14 protein-coding genes are annotated in these 13,889 nt (G+C 69.7%); 9 read left to right on the top strand and 5 right to left on the bottom strand.

Translation table 11 applies throughout. The features are described from left to right. Window positions 1-11: 11 nt before the first annotated feature. The 6 genes from AB5J50_RS03700 to AB5J50_RS03675 all read left to right on the top strand — a co-directional run bounded on the left by AB5J50_RS03700 (window position 12) and on the right by AB5J50_RS03675 (window position 4,894). Window positions 12-938 carry a fumarylacetoacetate hydrolase family protein gene (locus AB5J50_RS03700; RefSeq protein WP_369254826.1) on the top strand — a complete coding sequence of 309 codons (927 nt, stop codon included), beginning with the start codon at window positions 12-14 and terminating at the stop codon, window positions 936-938. After that, on the top strand, window positions 935-1,687 hold the full coding sequence (locus AB5J50_RS03695; protein WP_369254824.1) for an SDR family NAD(P)-dependent oxidoreductase: 753 nt from the start codon (window positions 935-937) through the stop codon (window positions 1,685-1,687). The genes AB5J50_RS03700 and AB5J50_RS03695 overlap by 4 nt, the downstream gene beginning before the upstream one ends. Then, complete coding sequence (locus AB5J50_RS03690; RefSeq protein WP_369254822.1) at window positions 1,684-2,463, top strand: SDR family NAD(P)-dependent oxidoreductase; 780 nt, start codon at window positions 1,684-1,686, stop codon at window positions 2,461-2,463. The genes AB5J50_RS03695 and AB5J50_RS03690 overlap by 4 nt, the downstream gene beginning before the upstream one ends. A gap of 14 nt (window positions 2,464-2,477) precedes the next feature. Beyond that, window positions 2,478-3,260 carry a CoA transferase subunit A gene (locus AB5J50_RS03685; protein WP_369254820.1) on the top strand — a complete coding sequence of 261 codons (783 nt, stop codon included), beginning with the start codon at window positions 2,478-2,480 and terminating at the stop codon, window positions 3,258-3,260. Next, window positions 3,257-3,907, top strand: coding sequence for a CoA transferase subunit B (locus AB5J50_RS03680; protein ID WP_369254818.1), 651 nt, complete (start codon window positions 3,257-3,259; stop codon window positions 3,905-3,907). Before AB5J50_RS03685 ends, AB5J50_RS03680 begins: the two co-directional genes overlap by 4 nt. Window positions 3,908-4,048: 141 nt before the next feature. After that, window positions 4,049-4,894, top strand: a complete 846-nt coding sequence (locus AB5J50_RS03675; protein WP_369254816.1) for an SMP-30/gluconolactonase/LRE family protein — start codon at window positions 4,049-4,051, stop codon at window positions 4,892-4,894. 48 nt (window positions 4,895-4,942) lie between these two features. On the opposite strand, the gene AB5J50_RS03670 is transcribed toward AB5J50_RS03675, so the two are convergent. Further along, complete coding sequence (locus AB5J50_RS03670; RefSeq protein ID WP_369254814.1) at window positions 4,943-5,521, bottom strand: hypothetical protein; 579 nt, start codon at window positions 5,519-5,521, stop codon at window positions 4,943-4,945. 262 nt (window positions 5,522-5,783) lie between these two features. Between AB5J50_RS03670 and AB5J50_RS03665 the strand changes: the two genes are divergently transcribed. After that, on the top strand, window positions 5,784-8,171 hold the full coding sequence (locus AB5J50_RS03665; protein ID WP_369254812.1) for a M4 family metallopeptidase: 2,388 nt from the start codon (window positions 5,784-5,786) through the stop codon (window positions 8,169-8,171). Window positions 8,172-8,246: 75 nt separating this feature from the next. Here the strand turns inward: AB5J50_RS03665 and AB5J50_RS03660 are convergent, their stop codons facing one another. From AB5J50_RS03660 to AB5J50_RS03650, 3 genes are read right to left on the bottom strand one after another with little or no spacing between them, the layout of a single operon-like run. Then, window positions 8,247-8,804, bottom strand: coding sequence for a dihydrofolate reductase family protein (locus tag AB5J50_RS03660; RefSeq protein WP_369254810.1), 558 nt, complete (start codon window positions 8,802-8,804; stop codon window positions 8,247-8,249). 56 nt (window positions 8,805-8,860) lie between these two features. Beyond that, on the bottom strand, window positions 8,861-9,799 hold the full coding sequence (locus AB5J50_RS03655) for a sigma-70 family RNA polymerase sigma factor (RefSeq protein ID WP_369254808.1): 939 nt from the start codon (window positions 9,797-9,799) through the stop codon (window positions 8,861-8,863). A gap of 7 nt (window positions 9,800-9,806) precedes the next feature. Continuing rightward, window positions 9,807-10,427, bottom strand: coding sequence for an L-threonylcarbamoyladenylate synthase (locus AB5J50_RS03650; RefSeq protein ID WP_369254806.1), 621 nt, complete (start codon window positions 10,425-10,427; stop codon window positions 9,807-9,809). A gap of 139 nt (window positions 10,428-10,566) precedes the next feature. Here AB5J50_RS03650 and AB5J50_RS03645 point away from each other — a divergent pair, with 139 nt between their 5' ends. Then, the gene (locus AB5J50_RS03645) at window positions 10,567-11,640 is read left to right on the top strand and encodes a dihydrodipicolinate reductase (protein WP_369254804.1); all 1,074 of its coding nucleotides are present in this window, start codon (window positions 10,567-10,569) and stop codon (window positions 11,638-11,640) included. Window positions 11,641-11,649: 9 nt separating this feature from the next. Next, the gene (locus AB5J50_RS03640; protein WP_369265295.1) at window positions 11,650-12,129 is read left to right on the top strand and encodes a carboxymuconolactone decarboxylase family protein; all 480 of its coding nucleotides are present in this window, start codon (window positions 11,650-11,652) and stop codon (window positions 12,127-12,129) included. A 33-nt stretch (window positions 12,130-12,162) separates the two neighbouring features. Here the strand turns inward: AB5J50_RS03640 and AB5J50_RS03635 are convergent, their stop codons facing one another. Continuing rightward, window positions 12,163-13,806 (bottom strand): GMC oxidoreductase, encoded by a 1,644-nt coding sequence (locus tag AB5J50_RS03635; protein ID WP_369254802.1) that lies wholly within the window; start codon window positions 13,804-13,806, stop codon window positions 12,163-12,165. Window positions 13,807-13,889 lie beyond the last annotated feature (83 nt).

Here is a 13,889-nt window from a genome sequence, read left to right as displayed (position 1 = left end):
GGGGCGCCGCCATGCGTATCGCCACTTACCTGTACGAGGGCCGTCGCCACTGCGGCGTCGTGGAGGGGACTGTCGTACGGGCCCTGCCGGACGGCACGTCACCACTCGACGCCCCCGGGATCGGTCCCGTGGGCCCGGCCCTCCCGCTCGCGGACGTACGCCTGCTGCCGCCGCTGGAGCCGCCGACCATCCGGGACTTCGTGACCTTCGAGGAACACGTCGAAGGCGTACGGCGATCCGTCGACGGCGCCGGCGGGGTACCCGAAGCCTGGTACGACGCCCCGACCTTCTATTTCACCAACCCGTACGCGGTCATCGGCCCGTACGACGACATCCCTGTGCCGCCAGGTTCGCAGGCTCTGGACTTCGAGCTGGAGGTCGCCGCCGTCATCGGCCGGGAGGGCCGCGACCTCACGCCCGAGCAGGCCCGGGACCACATCATCGGCTACACGATCCTCAACGACTGGTCCGCGCGAGATCTCCAGTCCCGCGAGATGCAGGTCCGCCTCGGCCCCTGCAAGGGCAAGGACACCGCCGCCACCCTCGGCCCGTACCTCGTCACCGCCGACGAACTGGAGCCCTACCGCGACCCGGACGGTTTCCTGCGCCTGGCGCTCACCGCAGAGGTGAACGGCGATGTCGTCGGCAAGGATCTCCTGTCCAACATGAGCTGGACCTTCGAAGAGATGGTCGCCTACGCCTCGCGGGGCACCGTCGTGCGCCCTGGCGACGTGCTGGGCTCGGGCACCTGCGGCAATGGCGGCTGCCTGGCGGAGCTGTGGGGCGTCCGAGGCGAGTCGGCCCCGCCGCCACTGAAGCCCGGCGACACCGTGAAACTGACGGTCGAGGGCATCGGATCCGTCACCAACACGGTGGTCGCGGGCGCCGATCCGGTGCCGCTGCCGACCGCCCGTCGCCGCACCCGGGAACGGCCGTGAACGACCTGCAACCCAAGCGGCTACTGGGCAAGGTCGTGGTCGTCACGGGCGCGGCCCGAGGCCAGGGCGCCGCCGAGGCCGAGGCGCTGACCCGTGAGGGCGCAAGGGTCATCGCCACCGACGCCAACCCGGAGGGCGACTGCCGCCACCTCGACGTCACCAGCGAACAGGAATGGGCCGAACTGGCCGCGGAACTGCGGGAGTGGTACGGCCAGGTCCACGGCCTGGTCAACAATGCGGGCATCACGTGGCGCGCCCGCCTCGACGACGTACGGCCCGACGACTTCGCCCGCGTCCACGCCGTCAACGTCACCGGCCCGCTGCTGGGCATCCAGCACCTCGCCCCGCTGATGCCGCCCGGCTCGTCCATCGTCAACGTCGGCTCGTCCGCCGCCCTCACCGGCCACTACCCGGTCGCGTACACGTCCAGCAAGTGGGCCCTGCGCGGCCTGTCGAAGGCCGCTGCCACGGAGCTCGGGCCACGTGGCATCCGCGTGAACACCATCCACCCCGGCTTCATCGAGACGGAGATGACCGCCTCCGCGCACCCCGCCTTCCGTGCGGCGAACCTCCGCGAGACCCTGCTCGGCCGCACCGGCACCGTGGAGGAGGTCGCCCCGCTGGTGGTGTTCCTGCTGTCCGACGACGCCTCCTTCATCACCGGCGCCGAGATCCCGGTCGACGGGGGCCTCACCGCGCACGGCGGCGTCAAGTCCATCTCGGACGCCTTGCACGCGGAGACATCATGAGGCGGCTCGACGGCAAGGTGGCCCTGATCTCGGGAACGGCCCGTGGCCAAGGCCGGGCGGCGGCGCTGCGCTTCGCGGCCGAGGGAGCGCTCGTCGTCGGCGGCGACCTGCTGCACGAGGCCGCTCTGGAAACCCAGCGGCTCATCGCGGAGGCAGGCGGCACGGCCCTCACCCCCGGCCCACTGGACGTCACCCGAGAGGACTCCGTCCGGGCGTGGGTCGAGGAGGCCGTGGACGCCTACGGCGGCATCGACATCCTCTACGCCAATGCCGGCGCCGTCCGATTCGGAGCCGTCGACACCCAGCCGTACGAAGACTTCACCTTCACGATGCGTGCCGAGCTGGACTCGGCGTGGCTGGCCGCGCACGCGGCCTGGCCGCACCTGGTCCGCAGCCGCGGTTGCATCCTCACCGTCGGCTCCACGGCAGGCCTCACCGGCTCCCTCACCAACCGCCGCACCGCACACTCCGCCTCCAAGGGCGCAGTGATCGCGCTGACCCGCCAACTCGCCGCCGAGGGCGCCCCATACGGCATCCGGGCCAACTGCATCAGCCCCGGAATGATCGACACCGAGGCCACCCGCGGCGACCTGCTCGCGGACGACCACCCCATGCGCACCATCGCCCGCCACATCCCGCTCGGCCGCGTAGGTGTCCCCGACGAGGTGGTCAACGCGGCCGTCTTCCTCGCCTCCGACGAGGCCTCCTACATCACCGGCGCCAATCTCGTCGTCGACGGCGGCTGGTCCTCCGTACTCCCCGGCGCCGTCGACTGAAAGGCAATTCCCTTATGGACAAGGTCAGTTCCGGCGCCGCGGAGGCGGTCGCCGACATCCCCGACGGCGCGTCGCTGGCCGTCGGCGGCTTCGGCCTCAGCGGCGTACCCGAAGTCCTCATCCGGGCCCTCCACGAGCAGGGCGCCACGGACCTGGAGGTCGTCTCGAACAACTGCGGCGTCGACGGCCGCGGTCTGGGCATCCTGCTGGCCGTCGGCCGCATCACCCGCGTGACGGGCTCCTACGTCGGCGAGAACAAGGAGTTCGCCCGCCAGTACCTGTCCGGCGAACTGGAGGTCGAGCTGGTCCCGCAGGGCACCCTCGCCGAACGCCTGCGCGCGGGCGGCGCGGGCATCCCCGCCTTCTACACCCCGGCAGGCGTGGGGACGCAGGTGGCCAACGGCGGACTGCCCTGGCGGTATGCCGCCGACGGCTCGGTCGCCGTTGCCTCGCCGCCCAAGGAGACCCGCGACTTCCACGGACGCCCGCACGTCCTGGAGCACGGCCTCACCACCGACTTCGCATTCGTACGGGCCTGGCGCGGCGACCGCCACGGCAACCTCGTCTTCCGTCGGGCTGCCGCCAACTTCAATCCGCTGGCCGCGATGGCCGGCCGCATCACCGTCGCGGAGGTCGAAGAGCTCGTGGAACCCGGCGAGTTGAGGCCCGACGAGATCCACCTGCCGGGCGTCTTCGTCCAGCGCGTCGTGCGACTCACCCCCGCCCAGGCCGCCGACAAGCACATCGAACACCTCCTGACTTCCGCGCCTTCGACACGAGGGACCGTACGAGCATGAGCTGGACCCGCGACCAGATGGCCGCCCGCGCCGCCGCCGAACTCACAGACGGCTCCTATGTCAACCTCGGCATCGGCCTGCCCACCCTCATCCCCGGGCACCTGCCACCCGGCGTCCACATCGTGCTGCACTCCGAGAACGGCATCCTGGGCACGGGCCCGTACCCGTACGAGGACGAGGTCGATCCCGACCTGATCAACGCGGGCAAGGAGACCGTCACCGTCCTGCCAGGCGCGTCCTTCTTCGACTCCGCGTCCTCCTTCGGCATGATCCGAGGCGGCCACATCGACACCGCCGTCCTCGGCGCCATGCAGGTCTCCGCCCGCGGCGACCTGGCCAACTGGATGATCCCGGGCAAGATGGTCAAGGGCATGGGCGGCGCCATGGATCTCGTCCACGGCGCCCGCCGCGTCATCGTGCTGATGGAGCACACCGCCAAGGACGGCTCACCGAAGATCGTCCGGGACTGCACCCTTCCGCTCACCGGCGAACGCTGTGTCCACCGCGTCATCACCGACCTCGGCGTCCTCGACGTCACGCCCGACGGCCTCGCCCTGGTGGAGACCGCACCCGGCGTCACCCTCGACGAGATCACCGCGAAGACCGCCGCACCCCTGCGCGCCGACGCCGTCACCGCCGCCTGCTGAACATCCCGGACCATCTCAGACGCCGGCAAACCCCAGGCCTCGACGAAACGGCGCCGCAACCTGTCGATTCAGCGTGTGGCCGTTCGTTGAGACAGTGAGCCGCCGGTGCGGTGCCGGTGCGGGACGAAGGCTGTGGTGAGGATGAACGAGGTACGGACGCTGCTCGGCGGACGGGGACTGGTCGAGTCGCCGCGCTGGCACGGTGATCGGTTGTACTTCTCCGACTGGACCGCCGGTGAGGTCATCGCCGTCGATCCGGCGGCCGGTCACAGCGAGGTGATCGCGCGCGTGGCGTCGCTGCCGCTGTGTACCGCCTGGCTCCCCGACGGGCGGATGGTGATCGTCTCGTCGCCGGACGGGCAGCTGCTGCGCCGGGAAGCCGACGGCTCCCTGGCCCCGTATGCGGACCTGGGCAGGCCGGGCTGGAACGACATCGTGATCGACGGCCGAGGCAACACCTATGTCAACCGCGGCGACTTCAACCCGATGGCGGGGGAGGAGTTCAGGCCAGGCTCGGTCTCACTGGTCACGCCGGACGGCTCGGTGCGCCAAGTGGCCGACGACATCGCGTTCCCCAACGGGATGGCGGTGACGCCCGACAACTCCACGCTGATCGTCGCGGACTCCTACCGGCACAGCCTGGTGGCCTTCGATATCGGCGCGGACGGCGGGCTGTCCGACCGGCGTGTCTGGGCCGACCTCGGCGAGGGCACCCCGGACGGCATCTGCGTCGACGCGAGGAACGCCGTCTGGTACGCCGACGTGCCGGGCCGGTGCTGCGTCCGCGTCGCCGAGGGCGGCGAGGTCCTGGACCGGATCGACCTGGACCGTGGCGGCTTCGCCTGCGCGCTGGGCGGCCCCGACGGCACCACCTTGTTCATCGTGGCCGCCGAGTGGCGGGGGATGACGGAGTCCGAGATGGTCACGCCCGGCTCCGGCCAGGTGCTGGCCACGGAGGTCGAGGTCCCGGGTGCGGGTTGGCCGTGAGACCGGCCGTCGTCGCGGCGGGCGGACGTACCTCCGCGACCGCCTCGCTCACACGGGAGGACGTACCTCCAGGACCACCGCCGTGCCGCCCACGGACCGGTCCTCGTACAAGTCGATCCGCCGGCCGGGTTCAACATGCCGCCACCCGGAGGGGACAAGGGGAACGAGCCGCACCAGTGCCCGCCCGCCGGGTTCGAGGAAGGGCTTCTGCTCGACCCAGAGCGCCGCGATGTTGACGGACAGTTCACCCGCGGGGGTTCGGTGGCCGATGTCCCACATCGGCCGCAGCACACCCGCCCCGCCGATGGGCGTCGTCCGTCGGCTCTCCCCGGCCGGGCGGAGCGTGAGGTCCGCTCGGATCACGCCCTGACGGATCTCGTGGCAGCGCCAGTGGCACCAGGCCGCGCTCCGCTCCATCCGCAGCTGCTCGGCGGCTGCGGCGAGCGTCTCCCAGAAGCTCAGCGGCGGGGGACCGGCGTCGCCGAGCTGCTCCAGCAGGCCGAGGGCGATCTCCCACTCGTCGGCGACGAGGTGGTCCCAGACGTCGCGCACCGTGAGGTCGTCCTCGGTGGCGGTCTCCTCGGGCACCAACAGGGAAGCCGCTTCGAGCAGTTCGGTCACGTCCATGCGCCGATTCTCGGCCATCGCGTCCAGGGGGTGCAGGGGCGGGGGGCTCCAAGGCGGAGTAGGGATAACCCTTGATTACCCCCAAGTAGGTGTCATGTATCGGTCAAGGATGCAATCCTTCCCCCACCTGTCGCGCAGGTCGCACAAGGCCTGTCCACGGTCTCGTTCCCGCACGCCCCTGCTCAGCTCGTCCGGACAGCACACCCGTCTGCCCGGTCTGTCACCGGCCGCCCCACATGTGGCCGTCGCAGAAGGAGTACGAGTGAGACGTATCCCCCGTCAGGCGACCGCGGCCGGAGCCCTCGTGGCCACCGCCGCATTCCTGGCCGTCGGCATACAGGCGGTCCCGGCGGCCGCCAAGCCCGCCCCCCACGCAAGTCCCCTCAAGGCAGGCGCACTTCAGGCCAAGCTTTCCCCTGCACAGCGCGCCGCGCTCATCAAGACCGCGACGGCGAAGACGGCTACGACCGCCGGCTCCCTCGGTCTCGGGGCCAAGGAGAAGCTGGTCGTCAAGGACGTCGTCAAGGACGCCGACGGCACCCTCCACACCCGCTACGAGCGCACCTACGCCGGCCTTCCGGTTCTCGGCGGTGACCTCGTCGTCCACACCCCGGCTTCCGGCACCGGAACCCTCGGCACGACCTTCAACAACAAGCACACCATCAAGGTCGCCTCCACCACCCCGAAGCTTGCCGCGGTCACCGCCCAGGGCAAGGCCCTCAAGGCCGCCAAGGCGCTCGACGCGGTCAAGCCCGCCGCCGAGAAGGCGCGCAAGGTGATCTGGGCCGGCACCGGCACCCCTGTCCTGGCCTGGGAAACCGTGGTCACCGGCCTCCAGGACGACGGCACCCCGAGCAAGCTGCACGTCATCACCGACGCCGCGACCGGGGCGAAGCTCTCCCAGTTCCAGGGCGTCGAGACCGGTACGGGCAACAGCCAGTACAGCGGCACCGTCAGCATCAACACCACGCTGTCCGGCTCGACGTACCAGCTGTACGACACCACGCGCGGCGGCCACAAGACGTACAGCCTCAGCAACGGCACGTCCGGCACCGGCACCTTGATGACCGACTCGGACGACACCTGGGGTACCGGCTCCGGCTCCAACACCCAGACAGCCGGCGTCGACGCCCACTTCGGCGCCCAGACGACCTGGGACTTCTACAAGAACACCTTCGGCCGGAGCGGCATCAAGAACGACGGTGTCGCCGCCTACTCCCGCGTCCACTACAGCACCGCGTACGTCAACGCGTTCTGGGACGACGACTGCTTCTGCATGACCTACGGCGACGGCTCGGGCAGCACCCACGCCCTCACCTCGCTCGACGTCGCCGGCCACGAGATGAGCCACGGCGTCACCTCCAACACCGCGGGTCTGGAGTACTCCGGTGAGTCCGGCGGCCTCAACGAGGCCACCTCCGACATCTTCGGCACCGGCGTCGAGTTCTACGCCAACAACAGCAGCGACGTCGGCGACTACCTCATCGGCGAGAAGATCGACATCAACGGCGACGGTACGCCGCTGCGTTACATGGACGAGCCCGACAAGGACGGCGGCTCCGCGGACAGCTGGTACTCCGGCGTCGGCAACCTGGACGTCCACTACTCCTCGGGCCCGGCGAACCACATGTTCTATCTGCTCTCCGAGGGCAGCGGCACCAAGACCATCAACGGTGTCACCTACAACTCGCCGACCTCCGACGGCGTCGCCGTCGCCGGCATCGGCCGGGCCGCCGCGCTGCAGATCTGGTACAAGGCGCTGACGACGTACATGACGTCCAGCACCAACTACGCGGGCGCCCGCACCGCGGCCCTCAATGCCGCCACCGCCCTGTACGGCGCCAGCTCGACCCAGTACGCGGGAGTGGCGAACGCCTTCGCGGGCATCAACGTCGGCGCCCATGTCACCCCGCCGTCGAGCGGCGTGACCGTCACCAACCCGGGCAGCCAGTCCTCCACCGTCGGCACCGCCGTCAGCCTGCAGATCTCGGCCAGCAGCACCAACAGCGGCTCGCTGACGTACGCCGCGACCGGACTGCCGACCGGCCTGTCGATCAGCAGCTCCACCGGCGCCATCTCCGGCACCCCGACGACGGCCGGCACCTACAGCACGACCGTCACCGTCACCGACAGCACCGGCGCGACCGGCACTGCGGCCTTCACCTGGACGGTCAGCTCCTCCGGTGGCGGCGGCACCTGCACCTCGGCCCAACTGCTGGGCAACCCCGGCTTCGAGTCGGGCAACACCACCTGGACCGCCACGAGCGGTGTCATCACCAGCTCCAGCAGTGAGGCCGCCCACGCCGGTTCGTACAAGGCCTGGCTGGACGGCTACGGCTCGACGCATACCGACACGCTCTCCCAGTCGGTGACCATCCCGTCCGGCTGCAAGGCCAGCTTCACCTTCTACCTGCACATCGACAGTGCGGAGACCACGACCAGCACCCAGTACGACAAGCTGACGGTCACCGCGGGGTCGACGACTCTGGCGACGTACTCCAACCTCAACAAGGCCACCGGGTACACCCAGAAGACCTTCGACCTGTCCTCCTACGCCGGTACCACCGTCGCGCTGAAGTTCAGCGGTGTCGAGGACTCCTCGCTCCAGACCAGCTTCGTCGTCGACGACACCGCCGTCACGACCAGCTGACCGGCACCACCTGATCCCTTCCGAACCGGCCGTGGCCCGGGGCATCCGCGAGGACGCCCCGGGCCACGCGAACTGTCAGCGTGCCGGCCGCACGTATCGCGCGAGTACGGCGGCGCCCACCAGCTCGGCCGACAGACACTCCAGGTATGCGGGCGGACCGCCGGCCGGGAAGAGCCGGTCGCCGGCGCCGAGGACCGTGGGGAAGGTCAGGAGCCGGAACTCGTCGATCAGGTCCGCGGCCATCAGCGTGCGTACGACGCTCAGGCTGCCGGCGACGATCACATCGCGTTCTTCGTGCTTGACGGCGTCGACGAGGTCGTCGTCGAGGATCCGGGAGTTCGCCCATGCCGATGTGCTGGTCAGCGTGCGGGTGGCGACCAGTTTCGGCGCGGCGTTCATCCGCGCCGAGAACGCGTCGTCGCGTCCCGGCCAGATCCGGGAGAACAGCTGCCAGGTCGTCCGGCCCAGCAGCATGACCCCGTTGTCCAGCGTGCTCCCGAGCCGGAACTTGTCCCCGGCCGCCGTCTCGGGCCCGTGCCGGAACGCCCAGCCTCCGGTCGCTGTGCCCCCGGACCCGTCCGGGTCGGACACGATTCCGTCCAGGGTGATGAACTGAATGACGATGACGCTCACGGCGAATGTCCCTTCGGTCGATGCTCACCTGTACATACCGGCGGCATCGGCCGAACTCATCGCACCGGGCGCGACTTGTCGGAGGGAATCCCCGGGGGCAGGTCGAAGACCCGGAACACGTGTGGATCGGCGAACACGACGTTGTGTGCGACCCGGCCGCCGGTGATCGTGAGGACCTGGAGCGTGTGCAGCCGATGACCGCCGCCCGGTTCCGGCGCGTACGCGGCGAGCGCGGGCTGGCCGTTGGCAGCCAGGCGCCGCATCTGCCAGCCCGTCCCGCGCAGGTCGAACACGCGGTGCATGAACAGGCCGTAGTCGTGACGGCCCCGGTACCACAGTGGGACCGGCGGCATTTCCAGGATGGCGTCGTCGGTGAGGAGCCGTACGAGCGCGGGGACGTCGGCCGCCTCGAAGGCCCGCAGGTACCGCTGGACCACCGCGCGTACCTCGGGATCGTCCGGCTCCGTGACCTCACCCGCGTCACCCACCTCCACGAGGGTGGCGCGGGCCCGCTGCAGCGCGCTGTTGACGGCCGGGACCGTGGTTCCCAGCTGCGTGGCCACCTCGGCGGCGGTGAACTCCAGCACCTCGCGGAGCACGAGCACGGCCCGCTGCCGCGGCGGCAGGACCTGCACCGCCGCGACCCACGCGAGCCGCAGGTCGGCCCGTGCCTCCGTGCCGAACCGCGTGTCCGGAAACGGCTGCAGCCAAGGGATGTCGTACGCCGGTGTGAGCGGAGCCCCGGGATCGTCGCTCGGGGCGCCCAGCCCGGACGGCAACGGACGCCGCGCGCGCCCCTCCAACGCGGTCAGGCACACGTTGGTGGCGATGCGGTACAGCCACGTCCGCAGCGACGCGCGCGTACTGTCGTACCGGTCGCGGGCCTTCCACGCGCGCAGCAACGTCTCCTGCACCAGGTCCTCGGCCTCGTGGAACGACCCCAGCATCCGATAGCAGTACGTGACCAGTTCACCGCGGTACGGTTCGAAGTCCATGGGCCGGCTACTCGAACCGTGAGGGGTCGCCCGCCCCGAGGCGGACGATTTCCGGCTCCGGGCCGGAGAAGTCGATGACGGTCGTCGGCTCGGTGCCGCAGTCACCGGAGTCGATGACCGCGTCCACCACGTGATCGAGCTCTTCCTTGATCTCCCAGCCCTGGGTGAGGGGTTTGTCCTCGTGGGGCAGCAGCAGGGTGCTCGACAGCAGCGGCTCGCCGAGCTCGGCGAGGAGCGCCTGGGTCACGACGTGGTCGGGAATCCTGACCCCGACCGTCTTCTTCTTCGGATGCAGCAGCCTGCGCGGCGCCTCCTTCGTCGCCGGGAGGATGAAGGTGTAGCTGCCGGGAGTCGCCGCCTTGACGGCGCGGAACACCGCGTTGTCGACGCGTACGAAGTGGCCCAGCTGCGCGAAGTCCTGGCACATCAGGGTGAAGTGGTGCCGCTCGTCGAGCTGGCGGATCGAGCGGATGCGGTCGAGCCCGTCACGGTTGCCCAGCGCGCACCCGAGCGCGAAGCAGGAGTCCGTCGGGTATGCGATCAGACCGCCGCCACGGACGATCTCGGCCACCTGGCCGATGATGCGTCGCTGCGGGTTTTCCGGGTGCACGTCGAAGTACTTGGCCATACGCCGAGCTTAGGACCGCGCGGGCCCCTCCCCGGACCACCGACGCCGGTGAACCGCCGGGACGGCCGGCGCCCGGCTCCGGCATCTTCACCGGTCACGGCTATAGGAACCTTGAGGTCCTCTCGCTACCCTCCGCCGCATGATTTCCACGGTGGTCTGGGGTACCGGCAATGTCGGCCGCGCGGCCATCCGCGCCGTAGAGGCCCACCCGGCGCTGAAACTCGCGGCCGTGCTCGTCCACAACCCCGGCAAGGTCGGCCGCGACGCGGGCGACCTCGCCGGGCTCGACCAGGAGTTGGGGGTCGCCGCGACCGACGACATCGACGCGGTACTGGCCCTTGGTCCCAGGGCCGTGGTGTACGCGGCGTCCGGCGACATCCGGCCCGACGAGGCGCTCGCCGATATCGGCAGGGCGATCCGGGCCGGTGCGGTGGTCGTCACCCCCGCGCTCTACCCCCTCTACGATCAGCGCAACGCCCCGCCGGAGTTCCGCGATCCGGTGCTCGCCGCCATCGAGGACGGCGGCGGCTCACTCTTCGTCTCCGGCGTCGACCCCGGCTGGGGCAATGACGTACTGCCCCTGCTGATCAGCGGTCTTGGCACCGAGGTGGACGCCATCCGCTGCCAGGAGATCTTCGACTACTCCACGTACGAACAGGAGGAGTCCGTACGGTATCTGGTCGGCATGGGGCAGCCGATGGGCTACGAGCCGCTGATGCTCGCGCCGTCTGTCCCCACCATGGTGTGGGGCGGGCAGATACGGCTGATGGCCCGGGCCCTCGGCGTCGAACTCGACGACATCCGCGAGACCATGGACCGGCGCCCGCTCGAGGCCACGGTGCGCACCCGGACGATGGGCGAGTTCGCGGCGGGTACCCAGGGCGCCGTGCGGTTCGAGGTGCGGGGGATCGTCGGGGGCGAACCCCGGATCGTCATCGAGCACATCACCCGTATCCACCCGTCCTGCGCACCGGACTGGCCGACGCCGCCCGACGGCGACGGGGCCCACCGCGTGATCATCGAGGGCCGTCCGCGCATCCAGGTCACCGTCGAGGCCACCGACGAGGGCGAGAACCGCTCCGCGGGCGGGAACGCCACCGCGGTCGGCCGGCTGGTGAGCGCCATCGACTGGCTCGTCGACGCGGAACCCGGACTCTATGACGCGCTCGACGTCCCGCTGCGACCCGCAGTCGGCAGACTCGGAAGGAAGTGACCCATGACCATGCGCATCGACATTCCCGAGGACCAGGAGCCGATCGGGTACGTGTGGGGCGAGATGGTTCCCGGTATCGGCATGGCCGCCGCGAACTTCTCGCTGTCGGTGTACGAGCACTCGACCCTGGGCCTGCGCGAGTTCGAGGCCGCGCGGCTGCGCGTCGCGCAGATCAACGGGTGCCAGTTCTGCCTCGACTGGCGCACGGAGCGCGAGGGGCGGAAGGTCGAGGAGGAGTTCGCGGACGCGGTGACCCAGTGGCGTACCACCGACGCCTTCGACGACCGCACCCGGCTGGCCGCGGAGTACGCCGAGCGGTACGCCCTGGATCACCACGGTCTCGACGACGAGTTCTGGACTCGGATGACCGCGCTCTACAGCCAGCGCGAGATCGTGGAGCTGAGCATGAGCATCGGATCCTGGCTGGCGTTCGGCCGGCTCAACCATGTGCTGGGCCTGGACACCGTGTGCGTGCTGCCCACCCACTGAGCGGGTCCGGGCCGCCCGGTCGGCCCGGACGCGCTAGAGGTCGGTGGCGATGATCGTCTCGATGTTCCGTTCGGCGAGCGCCGTGATGGTGACGAACGGGTTGACGCTGGTGTTGCCGGGGATGAGCGAGCCGTCGATCACGTACAGGCCCGAATAGCCCTGCAGACGGCCGTAGTTGTCGGTGGCCTTGTTGAGTACCGCGCCGCCGAGCGGGTGGTACGTGAGATGGTCGCCCCAGATCTTGTAGGTGCCGAAGAGGTCGGTCCGGTAGATCGTCCCCTCCTTCGCGTTGATCTTGTCGAAGATCGACTTGGCCATGTCGATGGCCGGCTGCTTCCAGGCGGTCTGCCAGTTCAGGTCGACGCTGTTGGTGGCGGCGTTCCAGGAGAACTGGGCGCGGTTCGGGTTCTTGGTGATGGACAGATAGAACGACGCGTAGGTCTCGATCCCGGTGGGCAGCGGAGCGACCTCGGCGAACGCGCCCCCGGCGGTCCAGTTGTCGATGCCGCCGCAGGGAATGCTCGCCTGGAGTGCGCCGGTGGGGTCCCACAGGTGGTTGGCGCGGCCGCACATGACGTTGCCGTTGTCGCCCCAGCCCTGGCCGATCTCGGAGTTGAGGCTGGGTAGCGCCCCGGTGGCCTTCAGCTTGACCAGCAGCTTGCTGGTGCCGACGCTGCCGGCCGCGAAGAACACCCGGTCCGCGGTGACCGTCTTGGTGGCCGTGGTGCCGCCGGTGGTGTTGAGCTGGTCGATGACGACCGTGTAGCCGCCGGCGGCCGCCGGGGAGACCGAAGTGACCTTGTGCAGCGGCGAGATGGTGACCTTGCCGGTGGCCGCCGCCTGGGCGAGGTAGGTCTTCTGCAGGGACTTCTTGCCGTAGTTGTTGCCGTAGAGGATCTCGCCCGCCAGCGCCGACTTGGGTACGGTTCCGGCGGCCTCCTGCTCCATGTAGTCCCAGTCGTACACGTCGGGCACGAAGACGAAGGGGAAGCCGGAACGCTGGGCCTGTTTGCGGCCGACTCGCGCGTACTGGTAGCAGTCGGCGCTCTCGAACCACGTCGGATCGACGGTGCCGACCCCGAGTCCGGCGTTTGCGCGCGGGTAGTACGTGCCGTACATCTCGTCGGCGTCGACCGACGGGAGGATGGCGCCGAAGTTCTCGCGCTTGGGCGTGACCGCCATACCGCCGTTGACCAGCGAGCCGCCGCCGACGCCGCGGCCCTGGTACACGAGGATGCCGCCCATGTCCTCGGCGTCCAGGATCCCGGTGTAGAGGGGGACGTCCTTGTCGATCGGGAAGCCGAGGAAGTTGCTGAGGGGCTGCTTGGTCCTGGTGCGCAGCCAGTACGACCGGTAGTCCGGACTCGTCGTGTTGGCGAAGATCTTGCCGTCCGAGCCGGGGGTGTCCCAGGCCATCCCCATCTCGATCATCTGAACGTCGACACCGGCCTGGGCGAGGCGCAGGGCGGCGACGGAGCCGCCGTATCCGGTGCCGATCACGAGGACGGGAACGTGGGCCCCGGAGGCGATCGGTCCGGCCGCCGTGACGACCTGTTCCGCAGCCGCCGCGGTGTGACCCGCAAGGGTCATGGCTCCAAGAATAGAACTTGTTCCAGCAATGAATCTTCGACGGGAGACACCCCTGGAGTCCTTGTTTTGCTGGGTAGTGTCACTCATGTGACGCTCCTCACTCTCTTTGAGTGGGAACACGTTCTACTGTTGCTTGCGTGTTAAGTCACTACATACCGGTTGGTAACTTC

The organism is Streptomyces sp. R35 (assembly GCF_041053035.1).
Lineage (GTDB): Bacteria > Actinomycetota > Actinomycetes > Streptomycetales > Streptomycetaceae > Streptomyces > Streptomyces lutosisoli.
The sequence above is the reverse complement of the archived record's forward strand: the minus strand, read 5'-3'. Positions and strand labels throughout refer to the sequence as shown.